Source organism: Haloarcula sp. Atlit-7R (assembly GCF_003666065.1).
GTDB classification, from domain to species: Archaea; Halobacteriota; Halobacteria; order Halobacteriales; family Haloarculaceae; genus Haloarcula; species Haloarcula taiwanensis.
This window is the reverse complement of sequence record NZ_QXIK01000002.1, coordinates 473,612-497,121: the sequence shown is the minus strand read 5'-3', so window position 1 is coordinate 497,121 and position 23,510 is coordinate 473,612. Positions and strand designations below refer to the sequence as shown.

At 64.3% G+C, this 23,510-nt stretch carries 24 protein-coding genes; 10 read left to right on the top strand and 14 right to left on the bottom strand.

The window, feature by feature from the left end:
• Positions 1 to 59: 59 nt before the first annotated feature.
• Together D3D01_RS06450 and D3D01_RS06445 are read right to left on the bottom strand one after the other, a co-directional pair.
• On the bottom strand, positions 60 to 767 hold the full coding sequence (locus D3D01_RS06450) for a helix-turn-helix domain-containing protein (RefSeq protein ID WP_121511629.1): 708 nt from the start codon (positions 765 to 767) through the stop codon (positions 60 to 62).
• A gap of 52 nt (positions 768 to 819) precedes the next feature.
• Positions 820 to 1,368, bottom strand: a complete 549-nt coding sequence (locus D3D01_RS06445; protein ID WP_233563248.1) for a type IV pilin — start codon at positions 1,366 to 1,368, stop codon at positions 820 to 822.
• Positions 1,369 to 1,466: 98 nt separating this feature from the next.
• On the opposite strand from D3D01_RS06445, the gene D3D01_RS06440 reads away from it, so the two are divergent.
• Positions 1,467 to 2,987: a replication factor C large subunit gene (locus tag D3D01_RS06440; RefSeq protein ID WP_121511628.1), complete on the top strand. Its 1,521-nt coding sequence runs from the start codon at positions 1,467 to 1,469 to the stop codon at positions 2,985 to 2,987.
• Here the strand turns inward: D3D01_RS06440 and D3D01_RS06435 are convergent, their stop codons facing one another.
• From D3D01_RS06435 to D3D01_RS06415, 5 genes are all read right to left on the bottom strand, one after another.
• The gene (locus D3D01_RS06435; protein ID WP_121511627.1) at positions 2,988 to 3,968 is read right to left on the bottom strand and encodes an amino acid ABC transporter permease; all 981 of its coding nucleotides are present in this window, start codon (positions 3,966 to 3,968) and stop codon (positions 2,988 to 2,990) included. It abuts the gene before it with no gap.
• Positions 3,969 to 3,971: 3 nt separating this feature from the next.
• On the bottom strand, positions 3,972 to 4,724 hold the full coding sequence (locus tag D3D01_RS06430) for an amino acid ABC transporter ATP-binding protein (protein WP_121511626.1): 753 nt from the start codon (positions 4,722 to 4,724) through the stop codon (positions 3,972 to 3,974).
• Complete coding sequence (locus tag D3D01_RS06425) at positions 4,721 to 5,401, bottom strand: amino acid ABC transporter permease (RefSeq protein WP_101350695.1); 681 nt, start codon at positions 5,399 to 5,401, stop codon at positions 4,721 to 4,723. The genes D3D01_RS06430 and D3D01_RS06425 overlap by 4 nt, the downstream gene beginning before the upstream one ends.
• Before the next feature lie 3 nt (positions 5,402 to 5,404).
• The gene (locus D3D01_RS06420; RefSeq protein ID WP_121511625.1) at positions 5,405 to 6,199 is read right to left on the bottom strand and encodes a basic amino acid ABC transporter substrate-binding protein; all 795 of its coding nucleotides are present in this window, start codon (positions 6,197 to 6,199) and stop codon (positions 5,405 to 5,407) included.
• A 64-nt stretch (positions 6,200 to 6,263) separates the two neighbouring features.
• A complete protein-coding gene (locus D3D01_RS06415) occupies positions 6,264 to 6,752 on the bottom strand; it encodes a COX15/CtaA family protein (protein WP_053967533.1) in 489 nt (162 codons plus the stop codon).
• Between the two features lie 128 nt (positions 6,753 to 6,880).
• Between D3D01_RS06415 and D3D01_RS06410 the strand changes: the two genes are divergently transcribed.
• Both D3D01_RS06410 and D3D01_RS06405 read left to right on the top strand, forming a co-directional pair.
• On the top strand, positions 6,881 to 8,794 hold the full coding sequence (locus D3D01_RS06410) for a methyl-accepting chemotaxis protein (protein ID WP_121511624.1): 1,914 nt from the start codon (positions 6,881 to 6,883) through the stop codon (positions 8,792 to 8,794).
• 172 nt (positions 8,795 to 8,966) lie between these two features.
• Entirely contained in the window at positions 8,967 to 11,219 is a 2,253-nt protein-coding gene (locus D3D01_RS06405) for an NADP-dependent malic enzyme (protein WP_121511623.1), read from the top strand.
• An 87-nt stretch (positions 11,220 to 11,306) separates the two neighbouring features.
• Here the strand turns inward: D3D01_RS06405 and D3D01_RS06400 are convergent, their stop codons facing one another.
• The 4 genes from D3D01_RS06400 to truD all read right to left on the bottom strand — a co-directional run bounded on the left by D3D01_RS06400 (position 11,307) and on the right by truD (position 15,100).
• The gene (locus tag D3D01_RS06400; RefSeq protein ID WP_101350699.1) at positions 11,307 to 11,567 is read right to left on the bottom strand and encodes a hypothetical protein; all 261 of its coding nucleotides are present in this window, start codon (positions 11,565 to 11,567) and stop codon (positions 11,307 to 11,309) included.
• A 328-nt stretch (positions 11,568 to 11,895) separates the two neighbouring features.
• Positions 11,896 to 12,558, bottom strand: coding sequence for a ribonuclease H (locus tag D3D01_RS06395; RefSeq protein ID WP_101350700.1), 663 nt, complete (start codon positions 12,556 to 12,558; stop codon positions 11,896 to 11,898).
• 395 nt (positions 12,559 to 12,953) lie between these two features.
• Positions 12,954 to 13,649, bottom strand: coding sequence for a phosphoribosyltransferase (locus tag D3D01_RS06390; protein WP_101350701.1), 696 nt, complete (start codon positions 13,647 to 13,649; stop codon positions 12,954 to 12,956).
• A 68-nt stretch (positions 13,650 to 13,717) separates the two neighbouring features.
• Complete coding sequence (gene truD, locus D3D01_RS06385; RefSeq protein WP_121511622.1) at positions 13,718 to 15,100, bottom strand: tRNA pseudouridine(13) synthase TruD; 1,383 nt, start codon at positions 15,098 to 15,100, stop codon at positions 13,718 to 13,720.
• Between the two features lie 146 nt (positions 15,101 to 15,246).
• Between truD and D3D01_RS24805 the strand changes: the two genes are divergently transcribed.
• A complete protein-coding gene (locus D3D01_RS24805) occupies positions 15,247 to 15,375 on the top strand; it encodes a hypothetical protein (protein ID WP_255410195.1) in 129 nt (42 codons plus the stop codon).
• Positions 15,376 to 15,381: 6 nt separating this feature from the next.
• On the opposite strand, the gene D3D01_RS06380 is transcribed toward D3D01_RS24805, so the two are convergent.
• The gene (locus tag D3D01_RS06380) at positions 15,382 to 16,731 is read right to left on the bottom strand and encodes an MFS transporter (protein ID WP_121511621.1); all 1,350 of its coding nucleotides are present in this window, start codon (positions 16,729 to 16,731) and stop codon (positions 15,382 to 15,384) included.
• A 77-nt stretch (positions 16,732 to 16,808) separates the two neighbouring features.
• Positions 16,809 to 18,212 (bottom strand): short-chain fatty acid transporter, encoded by a 1,404-nt coding sequence (locus tag D3D01_RS06375; protein ID WP_053967526.1) that lies wholly within the window; start codon positions 18,210 to 18,212, stop codon positions 16,809 to 16,811.
• Positions 18,213 to 18,371: 159 nt separating this feature from the next.
• Between D3D01_RS06375 and D3D01_RS24800 the strand changes: the two genes are divergently transcribed.
• Both D3D01_RS24800 and D3D01_RS06370 read left to right on the top strand, forming a co-directional pair.
• A complete protein-coding gene (locus D3D01_RS24800) occupies positions 18,372 to 18,506 on the top strand; it encodes a hypothetical protein (protein ID WP_255410418.1) in 135 nt (44 codons plus the stop codon).
• A gap of 153 nt (positions 18,507 to 18,659) precedes the next feature.
• The gene (locus tag D3D01_RS06370) at positions 18,660 to 19,286 is read left to right on the top strand and encodes an NAD(P)-dependent oxidoreductase (RefSeq protein WP_121511620.1); all 627 of its coding nucleotides are present in this window, start codon (positions 18,660 to 18,662) and stop codon (positions 19,284 to 19,286) included.
• A 22-nt stretch (positions 19,287 to 19,308) separates the two neighbouring features.
• Here D3D01_RS06370 and D3D01_RS06365 read toward each other — a convergent pair whose 3' ends face one another.
• Complete coding sequence (locus D3D01_RS06365; protein ID WP_101350705.1) at positions 19,309 to 20,232, bottom strand: thiamine-phosphate synthase family protein; 924 nt, start codon at positions 20,230 to 20,232, stop codon at positions 19,309 to 19,311.
• Positions 20,233 to 20,436: 204 nt separating this feature from the next.
• Here D3D01_RS06365 and tenA point away from each other — a divergent pair, with 204 nt between their 5' ends.
• Genes tenA through D3D01_RS24795 form a run of 4 tightly spaced genes read left to right on the top strand, consistent with a single transcriptional unit; the run spans position 20,437 to position 23,479 of the window.
• A complete protein-coding gene (tenA, locus tag D3D01_RS06360) occupies positions 20,437 to 21,096 on the top strand; it encodes a thiaminase II (protein WP_121511619.1) in 660 nt (219 codons plus the stop codon).
• Positions 21,093 to 21,845, top strand: coding sequence for a TenA family protein (locus D3D01_RS06355; protein ID WP_121511618.1), 753 nt, complete (start codon positions 21,093 to 21,095; stop codon positions 21,843 to 21,845). The genes tenA and D3D01_RS06355 overlap by 4 nt, the downstream gene beginning before the upstream one ends.
• Positions 21,846 to 23,354 (top strand): sodium:proline symporter, encoded by a 1,509-nt coding sequence (locus D3D01_RS06350; protein ID WP_121511617.1) that lies wholly within the window; start codon positions 21,846 to 21,848, stop codon positions 23,352 to 23,354. It begins immediately after the preceding gene.
• The gene (locus D3D01_RS24795; RefSeq protein ID WP_255410417.1) at positions 23,351 to 23,479 is read left to right on the top strand and encodes a hypothetical protein; all 129 of its coding nucleotides are present in this window, start codon (positions 23,351 to 23,353) and stop codon (positions 23,477 to 23,479) included. Before D3D01_RS06350 ends, D3D01_RS24795 begins: the two co-directional genes overlap by 4 nt.
• The last annotated feature ends 31 nt before the right edge of the window (positions 23,480 to 23,510 follow it).

Genomic DNA, 23,510 nt, shown 5'->3' with positions numbered 1-23,510 from the left:
AGTCGTTTTCCAGAGAGTACGTCGACGGGCGCGAAACAGCACGGCCAGAACCGGCGCGCTCAGGGAAGACTCCGCAGCCCGCCAAGCAGGTCCTCCAGATCGGTATTGGTGATCGCAAGCGAAAAGTCGTCGATGCGGGCGAGGTCCTGCGCGTGCTCCCAGACGGCCTCGTCGTCAAGCCCGTGGAGGATGACGGCGTTGGGCGTCGGTGAGACGACCCGAAGTGCGACCAGCGGGGATTCGCCGCGGGTCACATTGGTAAACACGAGCGCGCGGTTCGTTGACTGGCCGTACAGCTGGTAGAACTCGTCCGAAGAGAGGCGCGTGATGGCGGCGATGGAGTTGATGACGGTGTGGCCCGCCACGGTGTCTTGACTACCTCGGAACAGTTCCTCGGCGTCGATAGCGTCGTAGACCCGCTCGACGCCCACATTCGCGGAGTATTCGCGGAGGTCGTGGACCACGTCGCTGTCGAATCCAGCCGAAAGCACGCGGGCGTGCTGGCGGATGTGGTCGCCGCCGCGGTTCTCGTCGATGTCAAGCAATGCGACGACGAGTCGCCTGACAACGCCGATACCGGGGTTGTCACGCCGACCGCTCTCGTAGTCCGAGACCACGGACGGGGAGACATCGAGTTTGTCGGCGAGTTCGGTCTGTGCAACGTCGAAGTCGGTACGCCACTTCCGCAGGGTCGCCCCTGGGTCGTCGCTCAGTGCCACCTCGCCCGCCATTTTTTCCGCGAGGTCGTCACGTGCGCCCCCTGCCATTAGTTCACACGCTGGGGGGTCGCGAATAAAAGGGTATCGGAACCACGGGCGCTTACCGGCGAGCGGTCAGTTCGGCCTCGACAAGGACACCGTTCGTGGGAGCGTGGACGACGCGTACTTCGATGCTGTCGCCCGGCTCGACGGTTCCACCGCCGGCGTTCAGTTGGAACGCGATTATCCGGCCCGCAGACCACCGCTGTCCGCCATTAGCGATGACACCGCCGACACAGTAGTCGTAGACGACGTTGTCCGGATCAGCAGTATTCCTCGCTGACAGTGCCGTCCCGGAAACTGGCAGCGCAACGATGCGGGCGCCGTTGTCCGGCAGTCCAACAGCGACTTCCAGTTCGTCGGCCGGGACCGGGTCGCCGCCGTCGTGTCGAATCGTCACCGTGTTCTCACCGCACCTACCCGACGGACCAATCACGAACTCCCCTGTCGAGCGGGCAACGGTCGGTGTCTGCTGGTTCAGGTCGCTGCTGGCACTGAACACAACACTGCTGACTGTTGCCGCCAAAAGGACGCTAATCACGAGCATGAGGACCACGCCGACGACAGGACTGACGCCGCGACGAGCAGAATGGAGATTTCGTCCGGCCACTGGTGGGACACACTGTCCGTTGCTTTCAATAAAAATCTCAGTAGTGGACCGACACCGCTCCGCAATCCCTAAACGCCGGTCGCGCCAACCACAATCAAATGGATTGGACGGAGAAGTACCGCCCGACGACACTGTCGGAGGTGCGGGGCAACGACAAGGCCCGCGACGCACTCAAAAAGTGGGCGGAGACGTGGGACGACCACCGTGAGGCGGTCATCCTCTATGGCTCCCCGGGTATCGGGAAGACCTCAGCGGCCCACGCGCTGGCAAACGACATGGGGTGGCCGACCATCGAACTCAACGCCAGCGACTCTCGGACGAAGGATGTCATCAATCGGGTGGCCGGCGAAGCCGCCAAATCCGGCACGCTGACCGCCGGTGGTGGTGGCCGGCGACTGGTCATCATGGATGAGGCGGACAACATCCACGGCAATGCCGACCGCGGGGGCGCACGCGCGATCACCGCGCTGGTGAAGGAGGCCAGTCAGCCGATGATTCTCATCGCCAACGAGTACTACGAGATGTCAAACGGCCTGCGGAACAACTGTCAGGACATCGAGTTCCGTGATGTCTCGCCCCGCTCTATCGTCCCCGTTCTCCGTGACCTCTGCCGCCAGGAGGGTGTCGAGTACGAGTCCGACGCACTGCAGGAACTCGCCGAGCAGAACAGCGGCGACCTGCGGGGCGCGGTCAAAGACCTCCAAGCCATCGCCGAAACGACAGAGCAGCTGACCGCCGACGACGTGGTAACTGGCGAGCGCGACACGACTGAGGGCATCTTCGAGTACCTCGACGTGGTACTCAAGGAAGCCGGCGCGCAGGAAGCCCTAGAGGCCAGCTACGACGTGGACGAGACGCCCGATGACCTCATCAACTGGATCGAGGACAACATGCCAAAGGACTACGAGGGGACCGAACTGGTCCGCGCCTACGAGTTCCTCTCGAACGCTGACCAGTGGCTCGGCCGCGTGCGCGAGACGCAGAATTACTCCTTCTGGCGGTACGCCGGCGACAACATGACCGCCGGCGTCGCTGCGGCCCGAGACGGAACGAAGGGCGGCTGGACCCGCTACGGCCCGCCGAGCTACTGGTCGAAACTCGGCCGGTCGAAAGGGACCCGGAACACACGAGACTACGTCGCCCAGCAGATAGCCGCTATCGACGGCGTGTCGATGCGGACCGCCCGCCGGGAGATCATGCCGTTCCTCGCAACGATGACGCACCACTGCCGAAACCGGGACCTGACGGTGGCAATGGCGGCGACTTACGACATGGAGGCCGAGCACGTCTCATTCGTCACTGGATCGGGCAAAGACACGAATAAGGTGCAGGACATCGTCGCTGACGCCGAGGCACTCAAGGAGGAAGCTGCCGTCGAACACTCCGGTGGGGCATTCGAGGATGCGAGTGCCGACGGGGACGGCGAAACCAATACTGAGACCGATAGTCAGGATACCAGCGCTGACGATGAGAACGGCGAGCAGCAGGTGACGCTTGCGGCGGACGATGGCGCTGGCTCCGACGCCGCCGAGGACGACAGCGCTACCGACGACGAGACGGAAACGGCGAGCGAGACAGCCGATGACGACCAGCAGTCTGGCCTTTCTGACTTTATGTAGTCATCGGCTGGTCGTGCCGAGGCCGGGAATGGCGACCCGGTCCTCGACGAATTCCATCAGGAGCGACGCCGAGAGCACCAGCGCCAGATACAGCAGGCCGGCGAGGACGAACAGTTCCGTGTACCGGTAGGTCTCGCTAGCGATGGCATCGGTCCGCTCAAACAGTTCACGGACGGTGATGAAACTCGCAAGCGACGAGTACTTGATGAGGTACACCAGTTCGTTCGACCAGCCTGGAATCGCGTAGCGCAGGCCCTGCGGCAGGACCACGTGCCGTATCCCATCAACCTTCGAGAGGCCGATGGCGCGCGCGGCGGTGAGTTGCCCCTCCGGGACGGAGTTCAGCGCCGAGCGGATGTACTCCGACTGGTAGGCGGCGCTGTTGAGCATGAACGCGATAACGGCCACCCAGAACGCCTGTGCGGGAATGAATCCGGTCCCGACTGTGGGCAGTTCGCGGATGATTGCCGTCAGCGGCGTCGCGAAGTAGAGGACGAACAACTGGGCGAGCAGCGGCGTCCCGCGGAACAGTTCGGTGTACGCCAGCGCGACCAGACGGGTGATAGACCCGCCGTATACCCGAGCGACGCTAAGCGGGACGGCGATGACGAAACCGAGCGCGATACCCAGCCCCGTCAGCAGTATCGTCGCCCACACGCCGGTCGCCAGCGGTGGCAAGTACGGGATCGATGCCGCCAGAAACTCGAAGAAGCCGGCGACCCAGCCGACGGGGACCCCGACCGGACCGAGACTCGTCGCGAGCCCGCCGAGCGTTGACGCGGCCGCCTCAAACGGCGCAGTCGGGAAGAACGACGTATTGCGCTCGATGAGCGCCCCGTCCAGCAGGAAGTCGTTCGTCCAGCGCACGACGAGCCACGTCCAGAAGACGGCGACAGTAAGCAGCGTCAGCGGCTGGTCGGTCAGCCCGGCAGCGCGGGCACGGAGGGTTCGCCCGGCGGTCGTTGACTCCGGCGTCCCCATGGGTCACTCCCCCTCGTGGGTCGTCTCCAAGCGACTGAGGAACTCGCCGGTCCGTGCCGCCTCTGGGTTCTCGAACAGCTGTTCCGGCGGGCCGTGTTCGACGATACGCCCGTCATCAAGGAAGATGATGTCTGACGCCGCCGACCGCGCGAATCCCATCTCGTGGCTGACGACGAGCATGGTGATGCCCTCGGCGGCGAGGTCGCGCATTACCTCGACGACTTCGCCGACGAGTTCGGGGTCGAGCGCGCTGGTCGGCTCATCGAACAGCAGGAGCTTCGGGTCCATGGCGAGCGCGCGGGCGATGCCGACACGCTGTTTCTGCCCGCCGGAGAGTTCAGCGGGGTACGAGTCGGCCTGATCCAGCAGTCCGACCTGTTCCAGATGCTCGTACCCCTTCTCCTGGGCCGCCGATTTGTCCATGCCGCGGACTTTCCGCAGGCCGAGTGTAACGTTCCCGAGCGCCGTGAGATGGGCAAAGAGGTTGAAATCCTGAAACACCATCCCAACCTGTTTTCGGAGTTCGTTGACATCGGTGTCGGCGTCGGTGACGCAGTCGCCGTCGAGGTAGATGTCGCCGCTGTCGATCTCGGTGAGGCGGTTCACACAGCGGAGCATCGTCGACTTGCCGCTCCCGCTAGGGCCGATAACCACGTCGACATCGCCGGCGTCCATCTCGAAGCTGACGCCGGAGAGGACCTGTTCATCGCCGTAGGACTTGTACACGTCGTCAAGTTCCAATAACGGATCGCTCACGCCCGCTCACCTCCGGGGATGCTGAAGCGGTCGTCGACGTAATCGAGCGAGCGGTTCGTCACGAACGTGAGAACGAAGTAAATGAGGCTCACAGTCAGGAAAATTTCAAGCGCAGCAGTGCTTTGACCGCCCTGGTAGAGGTTCTGGCCGACAGTCAGCAGTTCGCCGAGACCGATGACGATGGCGATACTCGTGTCTTTCAGGACGATCGTGAACTCGTTCTGGAAGCCGGGCACGCTTCGGCGGAGTGCCTGGGGCACGACGACGCTCCGGATGGCCTGGAGCCGGCCCATGCCGACGGCGCGAGCGGCTTCCAGTTGGCCCTCGTCGACGCTCTGGAGTGCGCCGCGGAAGATCTGTGACTGATACGCGGCACTCCGGAGTCCGAGCGCGATAGTCGCCGTCACGAAGGCGCTGCTCGACACCGAGAGACCGAAGAACAGCAGGATAATGATGACGAGCAGCGGCGTGCCGCGAAGGACGACGCCAGCCGTCTCGACGGCGCGTTTGAGCGGCCCACGGCCGTACACCTCAACGGCTCCCGCCGGAAAGCCGAGCAGAAAGCCGAGCAGAATACTCGCGGCTGTCAGGCCGACCGTGACACCCGTGCCTGCGAGTAGCAGGTCAAGGTTCCCGGCGACAAACGCCCAGTCACTCTGCAACGGGAGCGGTGGCATCGGTTACTGCTGGCCGAACCACTTGTTCGTCAGGTCCTGATACGTGTTCCCGTCCCGGACTGTGGACAGGCCATCGTTGAGCGCCTGGGTGAACTCGTCGTCGGCCTCCCGGACGCCGAACCCGAAGTTCTCGCCCGTCTCGTACGTGAAGGCGATGGTGACCGGACGCTGTGCGGCGAAGGTCTGTGCGACCGGCTCGTCGATGACGACGGCGTCGATGTTGCCGTTCTGGAGGTCTTCGACCGCCAGTACGTAGTTGCCATAGGAATTGTAGTTTGACTCGTCGAGGTTCCCCGGTTCGATGAGTTCCGACTGGACCGTGCTCTCGCCCGTCGTGCCCTTCTGTGCGCCGATTGGGCGCCCGGAAAGGTCCGACATCGACTCCGGGGAGAAGTCGCCGTCCTCACGGACGACAATCGCCTGATTCGAACTGTAGTACGGATCAGTGAAGTCGATGGTTTCGTCACGCTCGTCGTTGATCGTCATCCCCGCGGCGACTACGTCGATATTCTCGTTCGTCAGCGCCGGGATCAGAGACTTGAACTCGAATTCTTCCCAGCCGGCAAGGGTGTAGTCGGTCTCGTCGACGACCGCTTCAAGCAGGTCGATGTCGAACCCGACGAGTTCGCCGTCCTGTTTCATCTCGAACGGGGGGAACCCCGGTGCAGTTCCGGCAGTGATTTCGGTAGCGCCGCCGTCGCCGCCACCGCCCCCGAAACACCCAGCGAGCGAGACAGCTACTGCAGTTCCACCGACAGTGGAGAGGTACTGGCGTCGTGAAAGACCGTTGTCTGACATAGTCCTCACCACACGACAGACCGGAATATATCTTACGTGTTACCCACAGAGGTGGGACACGTGTTCAATCGTCAGCGCGTGCTGTGTGCTGGGTCTCGGTCGATTGTACCGACGGCGACTCCGCCGTATCGGTGTAGGCCCACGCCGTCGCCGCGACCATCGCACCGAAGATAAGCTGTGCGGCCCCGTGGTGGAGTACCTGCGCCGTGGCACCGAAGTTGAAGATAGTGTTCGCGCCAAGGAGAATCTGCACCGGGAGCACGACCGTGGCGACACCTGTCGCGAGTTTGATCCGCCGGCTGTACTCACCGCGCCACGCGGCGATCGTCGAACCGAGGATGCCAAAGCCAGTGATCATTGCGACTAAACGGTGAAACCACTCGACGAAACTCGCCCAGTTTGCGGGGAACAGCCCCATCCAGCCGTCACAGAACGGCCAGCGTGCCTCACAGGTCAGCCCGGCACCGATAGCACCGGTGTACACGCCGAGCAGGATGAGTGCGAACGTCAGCACCGTCGTCGTCGCCACCAGTCGGCGGAAACGGGTGGTCATATCTAGACCTTCGGTTGCACGTACTTATGCTCTCTTTTCGCGCTCGGCCACCGAGCACAATTATCTTTACTGATACTCTCGGAGTCATCTTTATCTACAGCTGTTAGCCAATGTAACATAACCACCCTATGTTCGAACAGATCCGCACCTATCTCTACGGCCAGCGGTCCCGTTCTCCGGACGCTGCGGCCAGACGGGCGGACGGCGGATTCGTCGCGAGTGACGGACAAGCTCGCTTTCTGGCCGACGCCCTTGACCCGAACTCGCCACGCCTCACTGACCGCTTCGACGACCAAGATACGGCCGCTATCGGGACACAGCACGTCGAGCGGCAGTTCGAACTCGAACCTGACGAACTCCGGGCGCTGATTGACGACTACGAAACCGCCGGCATAAGCCAGCGTGAGTTTATCGCCACCCAGGGCTTTGTCACGGAATCGCTCGTCGAAAGTGCGTTCGAACAGCTTCGGGACGAACTCGGCCCGGATGCACAGAATGCTATCGACACTGTCGAGGCGGAGCTTCACGAAGGGCTGGAAACAACACAGTCTGTTACCCAGGCCGGTATCGACGCCTTCACTGACGCTACAGCAGAAAGCAGCGCTACCGATGGGTTCGACTACCACGACGTACTGCAGCATATCGGGACGCCGCTCTTTGTTCTGGATACGAACGGTGATATCCGCAGCTGGAACAGTTCGATCGAAAACCTGACTGGTGTCTCCGAGGCCGAAGCAAAGGAGATGGAGATGGCGAGCATGGCGTTCTATCCGGACGGTCGACGCGGGAAGACCCTCGCCGACAAGGTCCTCGACGCACCGGAAACGACCCACAGGAAGTACGACGTGCCAAAGGTCGAAGACGAGGACTTCACGCTGTACCGCGATAGGAGCGTGATGGCCGACCAGCACGGAAACGAGCGCAACATCTCGTTCAGCGCCGCCCCCATCTACGACGAGGACGACGAACTCACCGCGGTTGTCGAGATGGTCCAGGACCGGACTGATGAGGCCAAGCGCCACGAGGCGGTGACGGACCTAGTCGATGAGGTCAAATCGACCATGGCTGCACTCAAGAACGGCCGCCTCGACGCCCGGGCGTCGTTCGACCGGACCGACGGCGGCGAGTACGTCGACGATCAGCTGTACGAAGTCATCGGGTCGCTCAACGATATGGCAGAACAGGTCGAGGAGTTGGCGGACCAGGTGGACGAGCAGGCACAGCAACTCGCGGTCACTATCGAACAGGCGAATTCGTCCGCAGAGGCTGTCGAAAGTCGGGTTACCGAACAGACGGACTCCCTCACGCAGGCGGCTGACAACATCCAGAACATCGGGGCCGGGATGGAGGAGGTCGCCGCAACGTCCAGCGAAGTGGCCTCGGCGGCACAGCGCGCGAAGGCGGCCGCGGAAGACGGGTCAGACGCCGGCGAAGCTGTCATGGACGTTACCGACGGGCTCGCCGAGACGAGCGAGGACCTCGTGGACACCGTCACCGACCTCGACGACCAGATGGACGAAGTCAGCGAGATTGTCGAGATCATCGCCGACGTGGCCGAGCAGACGAACATGCTCGCGCTGAACGCCAACATCGAAGCGGCCAGGGCCGGTGAAAGCGGGAGCGGGTTCGCTGTCGTGGCCGACGAGGTGAAAACGCTCGCGAACGAGACAAGCGAATACGCCTCCGAGATCTCGACGAGCATTACTTCGATTCAGGAACAGGCGACCGAGACAGCCGAAATGGTCGAGACATCACACGAGCAGGTCGAGCGTGCGGAGTCCGAGATTGAGGACGCGCTGGATGCGCTGGACGAGATTTCCGACGCCGTCGAGGAGGCGACGAGTGGTATCCAGGAAGTCGCCGACGCCAACGACGATCAGGCGAGCGCTATCGAGAACGTGACTTCGATGGTCGAAGACGCGCAGAACCACGCTCGAGAGGCCGAAGCGGCGACGAAGGAGATCGTCGAGGCGACCGACCAGCAGGAAGACGCAGTCACCGAACTGACCGACCGAGTCGGCGAACTCACGAACGCGAACTGAGGGCCAACGGCGGTCCAGCACGACGCTGTCTCGGCAGTGGATATTTTCCAATTGATGGGATACAACCGGGGCAAAATCCGCTGCAACCGGCCGGTATTCGACAACCGTCGTTGTACCGCTCGTCCGTTGACGGTAAACTTGTCTTTTTTACAGTTGGGTTCGACATCCGGGTATGGGACTTGACGAGGACGCACTGGAGTACCACCGGAGCAAGCCGCCGGGGAAGATAGAGATTGCGACAACAAAGCCGACGAACACCCAACGTGACCTCTCGCTGGCGTACTCGCCCGGCGTGGCCGCACCGTGTAAGGAGATAGACGAAGACCCCGAGCGGGCCTTTGAGTACACCGCGAAGGGGAACCTCGTCGGCGTCGTCTCCGACGGGTCCGCCGTGCTCGGCCTGGGCGACATCGGTCCGGAGGCCGGGAAGCCGGTCATGGAAGGCAAGGGCGTGCTGTTCAAGCGGTTCGCCGACATCGACGTGTTCGACGTGGAACTGGACACGGACAACGCTGAGGCGATGATACAGACGGTGGCGGCGATGGAACCGACCTTCGGCGGTATCAACCTGGAAGACATTGCCGCCCCGGAGTGTTTCGAAGTCGAGCGCCGACTCAGCGAGAAACTCGACATCCCGGTGTTCCACGATGACCAACACGGGACCGCGATCATCTCCGGCGCGGCGCTCGTCAACGCGGCCGACATCGCCGAGAAGGAACTGGAGGACATAGAGGTCGTCTTCTCCGGGGCCGGAGCGTCCGCGATTGCCTCGGCGAAGTTCTACGTCTCTCTGGGCGTCTCGAAGGACAACATCACAATGTGTGACTCCTCGGGTATCATCACTGAGGAGCGGGCGACCCACGAGGAACTCAACCGGTTCAAACAGGAGTTCGCCCGGGATATTCCGGAGGGTGGCCTCGCCGACGCGATGGACGGGGCCGACGTGTTCGTCGGGCTCTCAGTCGGCGGCATCGTCGACCAGGAGATGGTGCAGTCGATGGCCAGCGACCCCATCATCTTCGCGATGGCGAACCCGGATCCAGAAATCGACTACGAGTCTGCCAAGTCCGCCCGTGACGACACGGTTATCATGGCGACCGGTCGTTCAGACTACCCGAATCAGGTCAACAACGTCCTCGGGTTCCCGTTTATTTTCCGCGGCGCGCTCGACGTGCGAGCGACCGAAATCAACGAGGAGATGAAGGTGGCAGCGGCCCGAGCGCTGGCCGACCTCGCCAAGCAGGATGTGCCCGACGAGGTCGTCAAGGCTTACGGCGACCAGCCGCTGCAATTCGGCCCGGACTACATCATTCCGAAACCGCTGGACCCGCGGGTCCTGTTCGAGGTGACGCCCGCGGTCGCCGAGGCCGCCATCGAGAGCGGCGCGGCACGGACGGAAATCGATACGGAGGCCTACGTCGAGGAACTCGAAGCCCGGCTTGGCAAGTCCCGCGAGATGATGCGCGTCGTGCTCAACAAAGCCAAGAGCGACCCCCAGCGAGTCGTGCTCGCTGAGGGCCACGACGAGAAGATGATCCGCGCGGCCTACCAGCTGGTCGAACAGGGTATCGCCGAGCCGATACTCATCGGCGACGCCGACCGCATCGAGTCCACGCGCCGGAAGTTCGGGCTTGAGTTCGACCCCGTCGTCGTCGACCCTGAGACGGCCGACGTGGCCGACTACGCCGACCGGCTGTACGAACTCCGCCAGCGCAAGGGCGTCACGCGCCGCGAGGCCGACGAGCTCATTCGGGACGGGAACTACCTCGGCAGCGTCATGGTCGAGATGGGCGACGCCGACGCGATGCTGACCGGCCTGACCCACCACTACCCCTCGGCGCTGCGGCCGCCGCTGCAGGTCATCGGCACGGCCGACGACGCCAACTACGCGGCCGGCGTCTACATGCTGACGTTCAAGAACCGCGTCATCTTCTGTGCCGACACCACCGTGAATCAGGCCCCCGACGCGGACGTGCTGGAGGAGGTCACCCGCCACACGGGGGAACTGGCCCGCCGGTTCAACGTCGAACCGCGGGCGGCGATGCTGTCGTACTCGAACTTCGGCAGCGTCGACAACCTCGGAACGAAGAAGATTCGTCGAGCGGTGTCCCGCCTGCAGGACGACGACCGCGTGGACTTCCCGGTCGACGGGGAGATGCAGGCCGACACCGCCGTCGTGGAGGACATCCTGCAGGACACCTACGAGTTCTCCGAACTCGACGACCCTGCGAACGTCCTCGTGTTCCCCAACCTCGAAGCCGGGAACATCGGCTACAAGCTCCTCCAGCGGCTTGGCGGCGCTGAGGCCATCGGGCCGATGCTCGTCGGCATGGACAAGCCGGTCCACGTCCTCCAGCGCGGCGACGAGGTCAAGGACATCGTGAACCTCGCCGGCGTCGCTGTCGTCGACGCGCAACAGGAGTAACGGACAGGCGACTGCTTTTTTCGAGTTAGGTCGGAATCATCCGTCCGAAAAAAACGTAGCGTTCAGGCCTGTCGCCGGAACGCGATGTCACGTATCGCCTCGCCGTCGGCCGCGGGTCGGCGGGTGGAGGAAGAGCGCGTCGACGACCGCCACGGCGCCGACGAGCGACGCGCCGGTTATCGCCGCCTGCAACGAGAGGCCCAGAACGACCGCGGCGGCGAGTGTGAGGACAAACACCGCGGGGATGACGGCGAGGACGAGGTCGTGCCGCGTCGGCGACTGACGCGGCAACAGCTGCTCGACGTACTGTCCGCTGAAACCGTCGGGTCCGTCAGTTCTGGTACTCAACGTAGCTCACCTCCCACCGTATACTATCCCATTTCTAATACATAAAATTTGGTCTGTGTGACGTTACCCAAACGTACTCGGCCACTCGCTACGCTATCTGCATAACTTATAGAGATCATCTACTGTGAAACAGGACCGGTACAGCACCCTAGAGCCGCTCGCTACGACACGCTCTCACCGTGGCTGTCGAATCTCGCAGAATCGTCGCCGTATGTTAGTATCCCGAACTCGGGGGCAGGGCCGGAGAGAACCAGATGGCGACGCGGCGCTGTCGGCAACGATTCGAGAGAACAGGGGGCCGCCGGTCGGTGGGACCGACCGGATGCCGTCAGTCCGATGCCCCGCCGCGCTCGGCACGCGACGGCGGCGGGACGCGTTCGTTCACGGTCGGCGCGTCGGGGAGGACACACCGGTCCGGTTCGCCGTTGACGTGGGCGTACTGGTCGGGCGCGTTCGCGAGCGGATGCGCGGGGTTGCGGTCGCCGGAAATCCGTGCGGCGCGGACCTCGCCGAACCCGTTGATACGTGCCTGAATCCCGCGCCAGTGCAGCCCTGTCGCCGGCGGGACCGACACGGAGTGTGGTGGGTCGTAGGCGGAGCCGTGAGAGGCCAGTACCTCCGCGTTCACGTTCTCAGCGAGCTGGTCGTGGTCGATGAGTAAGCCGACGCGGGCGTTGGGCGGAGCCCGTCTCGCAAGCACGTCGAGCCCCAGATGGAGTGCCCGATACTCCGCAACGTTGTTGTCGGGGCAGGTGTCCGGGACCGATAGCCTGACGACGCGCTCACCGTCGAGAGTTTCCACGACGACACCCAGTCCGCCGGTCGAGCTAGCTGCCTCGCTGTCGGGTGATGTGGTGCCGTTGTGGGGTCTGAACGACCCGTCTGTGGCGATGTAGAAGTCTCGATGGTGACTCCGCGGTGGATGCGCGATGTGCGGCGTCGGTGATTCATCGAACAGGTCTCGAAGTGACGGCCGGCCGTAAGCGGCCATGGTTTCTGTTGGGTGAGCAGGGTATTAAATATATTCCCTCAACGGGGTGTTCCCGTGTGATGGTTTTGGCGGCCCACCGGGCGGCCCTGCTGCCGTGTCAGACCTGCACTCGCGTCGAATGTGTTAGCAGGTGAGAAAGAGTTATACCGATGTAGAACCATGTTACCAACACACATGACTCCAACGAAAATTCGTGAACGACTCGAAGAGTCCGAGGAACGAGTCGACACAGAACTGTTCCTCAGTGCGTTAGAGTACGTTCGGGACGACGGCCGAACTCGCCGTTAACCGCGTTTGTATCGTGACCGGCGGCGGTGTGTATTGTACCTAGCGGCAGTGGGCGTCGGGACTAGCGAGCGTGAGCGATACCTGCCGGGCTGTCGCGGCTGACCTGCTCAGTCGTCGGTGAGTTGCCAGCCGTCACCGACCGATTTGACGACGTCCCGCCGTTCCATCTCGGTCGTGACCTCGCCCAAGCGGTTCGGCTGTGCGATTTCCAGATTCGTCCGGCTAACGCCGTGGTACTCCCGGAGCAGACGGCGGATGTCATCTTCGGTGTGGGTCTGCTGATCGCTCTTTGCCATCACGCCCGCGACGAGTTCGACCATGTCCTCGACGAAGTTCCAGGGGTAGACGACCCAGGTCCACTCGTCGAGGCGCTCGCCGACGAACTCCGGTTCGTGGTCGCTGGTCTGGAGCAACTGGAGCGTCGCCGTTCGGACGCTGCTTGGGTTTCGGTCGCGGACGCACTCGGCGGCTGTCTCGATTGACTGGCCGGTGTCGGCGATGTCGTCGACGACCAGCACGTCCTTGCCTTCGACCGCGCCGTCGGCCAGCGGGTACTTAATCTGTGCCTCCTCGCCTTTCGCCGCGGTCCCGACGTAGTGTTCGACTTTCAGGCTCGCCAGGTCGTCCAGCCCGAGGAAGTCACAGAGACAGCGCCCGCCGAACCAACCGCCCCGCGCCAGCGCGACGACCACGTCGGGCTCGAACTCGGCGGCCTTCACGTCGTCGGCCACGTCTCGACAGAGGCCGTAGATGTACTCCCAGTCGGTGATGGTACACGAAAACTCGTCCGGTAGCTCGCCCATACGAGATGGCGTGTGTGGCCGGACTTAACCGTTGCATATTCCGCGTCACTTGCGCCACAAGCGACTGCTCACTCTGCCGGGTCGCCTTTCCGGAACTCTCGGAGGACGACTGTCGCGTAGCTCCCCTTCGGCAGCGAGAAGGTGAACGTCAGGTCGTCGCCGGTACGGTCGACGCCGAGGTCGGTCCGGAGCAGTATCGCGCGGCGCGTCCCGTCGCTGTCGAACGCCCCGGGGAGGTCGAAATCGCCGCGTTCGAGGCCGAGGTCGTCGAGGACCCCGCGGGCGATGTCGCCCGGCTCGCCGCCGCTGAGGTCGGTGTCGGTCCCGACCAGCGGCGCGGTGACAAACGCTCGACCACGCTCGCAGTGACGCTCGACGGTCGAGAGCCGCTTTGCCGTGACCTCTTGGGTGCGGTCGGCGTCCGGAATCGGGAAGTCCTCGGGCGCGTCGCTGTCCCGGAAACAGACCACGTCGCCCTCGACCGGCCGGTCGAAGGGGAGCCCCCGCTCCAGCCGCTCCGAGAGGATGCGGTTGAACACGTAGGACTGTGCGGCGTTGACGAACAGCGACTGGAGGTTCGACGGTAGCGCTTCTAGCGCCTCACGGAAATCCGTCGGCTCATCGGCCCCGTTCTCGACCAGGCGGTGACAGATGGAGCGCTCGTAGCCCAACGCGCCGGGCAGCCTGTCCAGCGCGCCGGCCCAGTCGTGAGTTTCGTCGACGTACGCGCGGGCTTCCCGGGTTGACTCGGGTTCGCGGTCGTGGGGGTTCCCGACGTAGGCGAGAACCGCATCCTCCCACTCGCCGCGAGCGATGGCCAGCCCAACCTCGTGGGTGACCGGCCGGCGGGACCCGAACCGCTGCTGGCCGAAGTAGTTGGGCACGCCGACCGTCGTGTCGCCGGCCGGTAGCGCGGCGTTGCTGGAGCGGTCCTCGCCCGCAGTCGGGTCCTCCCCGGCGGCGAACGCCTGGAGGTCCGCCACGACGCTCGCGGCGGCGTTGGCGTTCTCGGTGTCCCGGACGACGATTTCGAAGGCGTTGCCCGCCAGGTCGCCAAAGAGGATGGGGCGGCCGGCGCGGCCGACAACTTCGATGTCCGTGCCGCCGATATCCGGCAGGTCCCCGGCCGCGACGCCTTTCACCGAGAATAGCTGGGTCGTGACCGCGCGCTTGTCCTTCGTCCCCGCCCACGACACCCGCTCGCGGGAGATCCCCAATCGGTCGGAGAGTTCGCTGGCGAAGTCGTTGGTCTCCCAGTTGCGAAGCTCAGCCCGGAAGACGAGATGCGGGTACGCGCCGGTGTCGGCGTCGACCGGCTCGGTGTCGAACGCCTCCAGTTCCCGAACCCGGAAGTCCGCCGGGGCGGCACGGAGGCGGCCGCCCACCCCGTCGGCGTCGCTGACGTAGTACTCCATGCCGACCGCTCGCTCGATTGGATGGGCGTCTCGCATTGGTCGAGTAGTTCGTTGCTCGGCGCTTATGGCTGGCGTTTGCGGACTCGGCGTGGGTCCGTCTCTCAGCCGATACCTAGTGTTATCACGGGACATACTCTATCTAGCACAGGTCGTGGCTGTGCAGGCGACCCGAGAGCACCACGATGCCAAAGCTAGCATGTGAGAGCTGTGGACGGGAGATAACGTTCGACAGGGACGGTCAGGAGTCCCGCGCACCGATGCGGTACTGCCCTCGCTGTGGCGAGGAGTTCCCGCCCCGCGAGGAGTGGTAAGCCCGACTACTCGTAGGCTTCGAACTCCCGACCGAAGGCGACGAAGTAGGCGACGCCGGCCAGTCCGACGGCGGTAGCGACGCCGAAGGCGAGTTCGGGGCCGGCCTGTAGCGTCACGCCACCGACGCCGACGGCCCACTCACTGCCGTACAGCCAGCCACCGAGCGCAGCGCTGGGGATGACCAGCGTATTCCGAAGCAGATAGTACGTCCCGGTAACGCGGCCGCCAGTATCCTGTTTCGCCGGGCCGACGATGAGCGCCTTGTGAGCGGGCAGGCCGGCAAATCGCAGGCCCGAAAACGCGAACAACAGCACCAGCACCCACTGGTCACCCGGTGCGAAGATGAGCAAGAGTGGAAAGACGGCGTAGACGAGAAAGCCCAGTGCGACGGCGGGCTTGAGGCCGGCCCACTCGGTGAGTTTTGCGACGGGGGCCATCGAGAGGATAGCGACGACCATCTCGACGCCGAGCAGGACGCCAAAGAAGGCGTCGGGCCGCAACTGGACGCCGAAGCCGGTGAACCCCACAGCGAGGAACTCGGTGACGACGATGACGAAGAAGACATACACCATGCCGTTAGCGAACCGGACGAGCGTATCGGCGACCAGCAGCGGGCGGAGCGTCGCCGGCATCGTCCGCAGGTCGGCGAGAATCTGGTCGATGCCCTCGAAGGACTTCCCGAGCGTGTCCTCGCTGGCGTCGTAGAGGACGTGCTGAGCGACAGTGGCGACGACGCCACAGGCAAGCGCGACCGCCAGCACGCGCTGGAACCCCTCGACGAACGTCGCGGTCGTCGCCAGCAGCGCCGCGGCGGCGAGCGGTCCGAGCAGGAAGCCGATGCGGCGGAACATCTCCGTGCTGGCAAATCCCATCGCCAGTCGCCCCGGCGGGACGCTCTGCTTGACGATAGCGAATGTCGCACCCAGCCCGAAGGACTTCCAGGCCTGTGCCAGAAACAGGCCGACGAACACGAGCGTCCAGGCCGGCAGCGTCACCGTTCCAAGCGCGATGTCGCCGATGACCGAAGCGAGATACCAGATACCGAAGCCGACCGTCGCCAGCGTCGCGAAGGCGGTCAGTGCCAGCCGCGAGCCGATGCGGTCAGACACCGCGCCGCCGGGGTAGGGGTACACCGCGCTGATGAGGTTCCCGACGCTCCCGTACAGGCCGATGACGCCGGCACTGGCCCCCAGAATCCGCATGTACTCGGGGACGTACCGGCTGGTCATCTGGAACGCAAGGCTGAATGCCAGCATGGACAGCGACAGCACGAGCACGTCCCGCTCCAGCGCGAAGAACTGCCGAAAGGAGTCGAGAAGATCTACGTCCCCCTCGGCTCCCGTCTCAGTTGCCATTGTCGGAGTGCAGTTTCTCTAACAACTTAACGCTCGAAGAAGAGGCAATCAGCCTCGGCTGTCACGCCGCTGCCGTCTCAGTACGGGAGGACGAACAGCACGACAGCCAGAAACGGCGTCAGCGCGAGCAACATTGCAATGGCGTAGCCGAACATCTCCCGGGCCTTGATGCGGGTGATAGCGAGCAACGGCAGCGCCCAGAAAGGGTTCAGGAGGTTCGTGTGGGCGTCGCCGACGGCGTAGGCCATCGTCGCCTGACCGGCCGGGACCCCGAGGTTCTGCGCGGCTTCGAGAATCGGCGGCCCGAGGATGATCCACTCGCCGCCGCCGGAGGGAGCAAAGATGTTGACCGTCGCGCCGGTGAGCCAGGCGATGACCGGGAACGTCTGTGGCGTCGAGACCGAGATGAGCGCGTTTGCCATCAACTGCGCCAGCCCGGAGGTGGCCATCATGCCCTGAATGCCGGCGAAGAACGGAAAGAGCAACACGATGCCCGAGGCGGCGGTCGCCGCCTCGCCGAACTTCTCCCGGTAGGTCTGTGGGTCCATGTAAATGAAGATACCAATCGTCAGGAAGCCGAAGTTGACGATGTTCAGTCCGAGCGCGTCGATGCCGGACTGGACGAACTGTGAGGCGACCAGCGCGATGCCGGTCAGGCCGATAATCCCGCCGAGAACGCGACTGTGGTTGATGCGCTCGGCCGGGACCTGATTGGTGGTTGCGGTTGCTTCCACGCCGCCGTCACTCGCGGATTCGAACAGGTCGTCTTCGGGGATGTAATGCGTGATGCCCCGCGCCTGGTCTCCGGTCGGCGTGATGACGTAGAGGACGACGAGCGCGTAGGCTATCGACAGGCCGGTCAGAATGAGGCCGTAGGGGTGGAAGATGGTTTCTGAGGCGGAGACGACGACGTCAATGACGCCCTGCTGAATGAACTCATTGCCCTCCGTCGCGAGCAAGAGCGGTGCAGACCCGGACAGCCCCCAGTGCCAAGTGAGACCGAGACCGAGGTAGCCCGCGACACAGAGGACCGGATAGTGGACGTTGATGTCGTTCTCGTGGGCGGTCTTGCCCATCTCCCGGGCGAAGATCGCGCCGAGGATGAGGCTCAGTCCCCAGTGGACCCAGCCAAGCAGCATCGTCAACAGTCCGACGAGGACGACCGCCTGCTTTCCGGTGCTGGGTAGCTCTGTCAGCCGGCGGATGCCGGCATTGACGCGCGGATGGTACGCCACAACGAAGCCCGTCATCAGGATGAGGACCATCTGCATCGAGAACGTCAGGAAGGCCCAGAAGCCGTCGTACCAGAACTGGACCATCTCCACGGGGCCGGAGCCGGTGAGGCCGACGCCGGCCAGAAACACGACGTAGCTGAGGATGAGCGCGAACAGGAACGGGCTTGGCATCCACCGTTCCACCCACGCAGAGAGTCGATAGCCGATACGTTCGAGCGCTGTCTCACCTGTGTTACCAGCCGACATACTGTTGCCACCTCCTCGCGAATGTATCATAAAAGTTTGCTACTATTCTGTCAGTTCTGTGCCGGTTACCGGGGCGCAGTAGTGCCACAGTGACGCGGTTTCAATGACTGAACCGATCCTGACAGATGATTTTATTTCCGGGGCAGAGCAAGCCAGAGTATGTCTCACAAAGTTGTCGTCTCTGACACCAACGTGATGGACGGAGAGACACGGGCGGCAGTGCTGGATGCGGTTGAAGCGACCGTCGAAACGACAGCGGCGAAAGAACCGGCGGCCGTCGCGCGCGCGCAGTGAACGACGCTGATGCGTTAATTGTCGACGCCGGCACGCAGGTCACAGCCGAGGTCGTCGAAGCCGGGGACTCACTCAAAGTGGTGGGGCGGGCTGGCATCGGCGTGGACAACATCGACGTGCGAGCGGCGGTCGATGCCGGTGTGAGGGTGGTCAATGTCCCGGACTACTCTGTCGAGGAGGTGTCAACTCATACGTTCGCGCTCACGCTGGCTTGCCTGCGGAAGATACCGACGTTTGACCGCTCGGTCAAGCGTGGTGAGTGGGAGTGGACTGTCGGCCAGCCGCTTCGCCGCGAAGCTTCGAGGGTTCGACGTCGATGTCGTCGCCCACGACCCGTACGTGCCCGAGTACCGGATGGGCGACCTCGGTGTCGAGTCAGTGACCTTCGAGACGTTGCTGGCCGATTCCGATATCGTCTCGCTGCACGCCCCGCTGACCGACGAGACACGGGAGATGGTCGACGCGGACGCGCTCGACCGGATGCGCGACGACGCGCTGCTCGTGAACACGGCCAGAGGCGGCCTCGTCGACGAAACGGCGCTGTACGACGCGCTCGTCAGCGGCGACCTCGGCGGGGCCGGACTAGACGTGCGCGAGCCAGAACCGCCCGGAGACGCACCGCTTCATGACCTCGATAGCGTTGTCTGTAGTCCCCACGTCGCGTGGTATTCCGAAGAGTCCCGGGTCGAACTGACACAGACCGTGGCCGAAGACGTCATCCGGGTACTTCGGGGCGAGGACCCCGAGAATCCCATCGACCCCGAGACCGGCTGGTTCTGACGGTTTCGGCGGCCGAAACAGTTCAGGAGTCGGCCGCGTCGAGAAGTTCGATCATCAGTTCAGCAGCTTCGACCGCCGACTCACCGAAAACGTAGGTTATCGGTTCGATACCGAACGCACCGCTGTGGTAGATGACACGCGGAACAGCGCCGCGTTCGCGGAAGGTGGCTTCGAGCCGTTCGTTACGGTCTTCGTAGCCGGCGTCGAACTTCAGCGGCTCGACACCGTGTTCCCGGGCAGCATCGAGAAATGCCTCGTCAGTCGTCAGATTGAGCGCCGCTCGGCACGAGGGATCGACCGCCATCGCGGTCAGTATCGTCCGGGCGACGTGTTCCGACGCCCCGAACTCGGGGTTCGACGGCACGTTGACCCGCCCTCGAAGGTTGTGAATCCGACCGGGAACTGCCGCCACGTCGAGCGCGTCTTCGGCGTCCGGCAGTGCCATGCCGACGTTCATCCCCACATTCGGGATGGCGTCGACGACGGCGTCGTTGTCGGCCAGCAGCCGCGTGGCTCGCCGGACTGACGACAGCACAGCCCGTTCCGCCTGTACTGCGGTGTCTGTCCCCCGAACACAGAGGTCACAGCCCATCCCTTGCAGCGCCGGCATCTCCTCCTCGTGGACCGCACAGATGGGACCCCGGTCCTCGAACTCCCGTACCAGGGTGAGCAGTTCGTTCAGCACCGCGTACTCGTCCATCTCGCCCGCGACCAGGCCGTCAGCGATCCGCTCGATGGTCTGTTGCATCCGGGCGTCGTCCCGGAACCGCTCCTCGATGGTGACCGAGCCGCTGCCGTATTTGCTCACTGCGGCCTGTGTCACGCCGAGTTGGTCGGCGATCTCCTGCTGCGTCCAGCCCTCCTCGTCGAGTCTCGTGGCGAGCATCGCCCGGGCCGTCGGGAGAAACCGCTCGACCACAATTTCGCTCGGTAACTGCAGTGTCATTGCCGGATGTGAGGGGCGTAGTTCGCTTAGCAGTTGGGACTACGGACGCTGTCGGTCGACTGCGTTGTCGTGATTGCCAGCAGCGAAACCGGTCCCGAGACGCGCAGCACCTGTAGCTCACTGCGCGCACTGCTCGTCTACGGATTTACAACCTAGTTGTATTAGCAGGATATATTAGCTCGGAGTTTGTTGTATTTGCTACCAATGGCGTTCAGCGACCACCTGCTTGACATCGGCGAGAACATCTGGGACGCACAGAAGGACCACCCATTTGTCCGCGAACTGGCCGACGGGACGCTCGACGAGTCGGCGTTCAAACACTGGGTGAAACAGGACTACCGGTACCTGCAGGACTACGCGCGGCTGTTCGCGCTCGCCGGCGCGACGGCAAACGACGAGTCGACGATGACGCATCTACTCGGGGTCGCCCATCAGGTGCTGGATACCGAGATGGATCTCCACCGGGAGTTCGCGTCGGAGTACGGTATCTCGGAGCGAGAACTGGAGTCGACCGAGAAAGCCCCGACCTGTCTGGCGTACACGAACTTCCTCGTTCGGACAGCCTACGAGGGCCACGAGGCGGAGATTGCTGCTGCGCTGTACCCCTGCATGCAGGGCTATCTCGACGTGGCCGAGCACATGGCCGATTTGGCTGACGGCGAACACCGGTACACACCGTTCATCGAGATGTACACCAGCGATGACTTCCGCGAGGCGACGGGCTGGTGTCGGGCGTACGTCGACCGCTGTGGCGAGCGGTATCCCGGCCAGCGCGACGCCATGGAGGACGCGTTTCTGACGAGTGCGAAGCTCGAACACCGGTTCTGGGAGATGGCCTACACGCAAGAAGGGTGGGCGCTATGACAGCCGAGACGTACTCAGCGTACGCCGAGCGCACCGACGAACCCCGATTCACCGAGTGGCTCCGCGACCAGAGTCAGCCGGACTGGGACGACGCTGTCGGCCACCGATTCATCGAGGAACTCGGGGCCGGCACGCTCGACGAGGACGCGTTCGCACACTACCTGGTGCAGGACTACGCCTTCGTCGGCGAACTCGTCGGGACGTTCGGCCATGCGGTCGGGCAGGCCCCGGACATGACCGCCAAGCGCCGCCTCGTCGAGTTCCTCGATACCGTGACCGATGACGAAGACGACTACTTCGAGCGCTCCTTTGCCGCACTGGGGGTCGACGAGTCGCGCCGGCAGGACCCCGAGCCCACGCCGACGACGGCGGCGTTCGTCGACCTGCTCGGCCGCACCGCACGGGAAGGCGGGTACGCAGAGACGCTGGCCGTCCTCGTCCCGGCAGAGTGGATATACGAGTCGTGGGCGACAGCGGTCGCTGCGGACCACGGCGACCCGGACGGCCCGCCCAGCGCCGGGATGGGACTGCCCTTCTACTTCGCCGAGTGGGTGGACCTCCACGCCGTCGACTCGTTCGTCGCCTTCGTCAACTGGCTCCGGGGCGAACTCGACGCCGTCGGCCCGACGCTCTCCCCGCGGCGAGAGGCCCGCGTCGCGTCGCTGTTCGACCGCACGGTCGCGCTCGAACGGCGGTTTTTCGAGACGGCCTACGAAAGCGCGGCGGCGGCCGGGGAGGTGAGTTCGTAAATGGTCTCCTCTGCTGTCGTTCTCGGCCTGACGGCGGCGACCGTCCTCGTGTTCACCGGCGTCGGCCTCTTCGCCGCCCGCGGCCGCATCGACTCAGTGGAAACGTACATCTCTGCTCGTGACTCGGCCGGCAGCGGAACCCTCGCTGCGACCGTCATCGCGTCGATGATGGGCGTCTGGATTCTGCTGAGCCCGGCCGAAGCCGGGGCCGCCTTCGGTGGGCTGCCCGCCGTACTGGGTTACGCCATCGGCAGCGCGATCCCGCTCGTCCTCTTTATTCCGGTCGGCGCTCGCATCCGCGAGGTGATGCCCGCGGGCCACTCGCTGACTGAGTTCGCCTACGCCCGCTTTGGCTCCGGGATGTACCTGCTCGTCCTGCTGGTCTCGGTGTTCTACATGTTCATCTTCCTCGCTGCGGAGATGACTGGCATCGCCGGCGCGCTCGCACTCGTCGCGGACGTGCCACTCTGGCAGACTTCGTTGCTCATCGGCGGCTTCGTCCTCATCTACACGACATACGGCGGCCTGCTCGCCAGCATCGTCACCGACACCGTCCAGACGCTGGTCATCCTGCCGCTTCTGGCCGTCGGCTTCGGCGGCGCGCTGCTCTCGCTGGGTGGCACGGGCGAATTCCACGCGACGGTGGTGTCGGCCGACCCGACGCTGCTCGACCCGACGTTCGGTCCTGGCCTGAAGTTCGGCCTGTACGTCGCGTTCGCTCTGCTGGGCGCGAATATGCTGAACCAAGGCGTCTGGCAGCGGGTGTACGCCGCCGACGGCGAGCGTACCCTCCGCCGCGGAATGGGCATCGCCGCCGTCGTCGTCGTCCCGATGCTACTGCTGTCCGGACTGTTCGGCATCGCCGCCGCAGGGCTGGGGCTCACGGAATCCGGCTCCGCCAGCATCGCCTTCTTCCTCGTGGTCGCGGAGGCGTTCCCGGCGTGGGTGACCCTCGCCGTCGTCGTCCTCGCCGTGTTGCTGGTGATGAGTTCCGCCGACACGATGTTCAACGCCATCGCCAGCGTCGTCACGGCCGACCTCGCCCGACTGCTCGACGACCCCGACCAGCGGACCCTCTGGCTCGGCGGGCGGGGGCTGACCGTCGCCGTCGCCCTCGCCGCGATGTTCATCGGCGCACAGGGGTACAGCGTCCTCCAGTTGTTCCTGACGGCCGACCTGCTTGCCGCCGGCGTCTTCGTGCCGTTCCTCGCCGGCCTCTACACCGAGCGACTCACTGGGCCGGGCGCGATGGTCTCGGGAGTTGCGGGCCTGGTCGTCGGCTTCGCGTACTTCCCATCGCTGCGTGGCCTCGTCGCCGCCGTGCCGGGCATCGGAAGTCTGCTGCCAGCGCCGTCGTTCCTGGTCGCCTTCGCCGGCGCGACGCTGGTCTCGGCCGCGCTCACCGCCGCGGCGACGCTGCTCGGCGGGGCCGACGCCGACCTCGACGACCTCGGCCGGGAGGTCCGAGCGCTCGACGACCCGGTGGCCGACGGGGGGTCCGAGCGATGACCACGACGGCCGCGCTCCCGCTAGCTACGCTGGGCTCGACGGCCTTCGGGGCGCTCGTCTGGGGGTCGATTCTACTCGTGCTCGCTGTCTTTCTCGCCGTCGGCTGGCTGGTCCTGACCGAGTAGCCCGACTACCGCGAGAGTCTGCAGAGCAGAC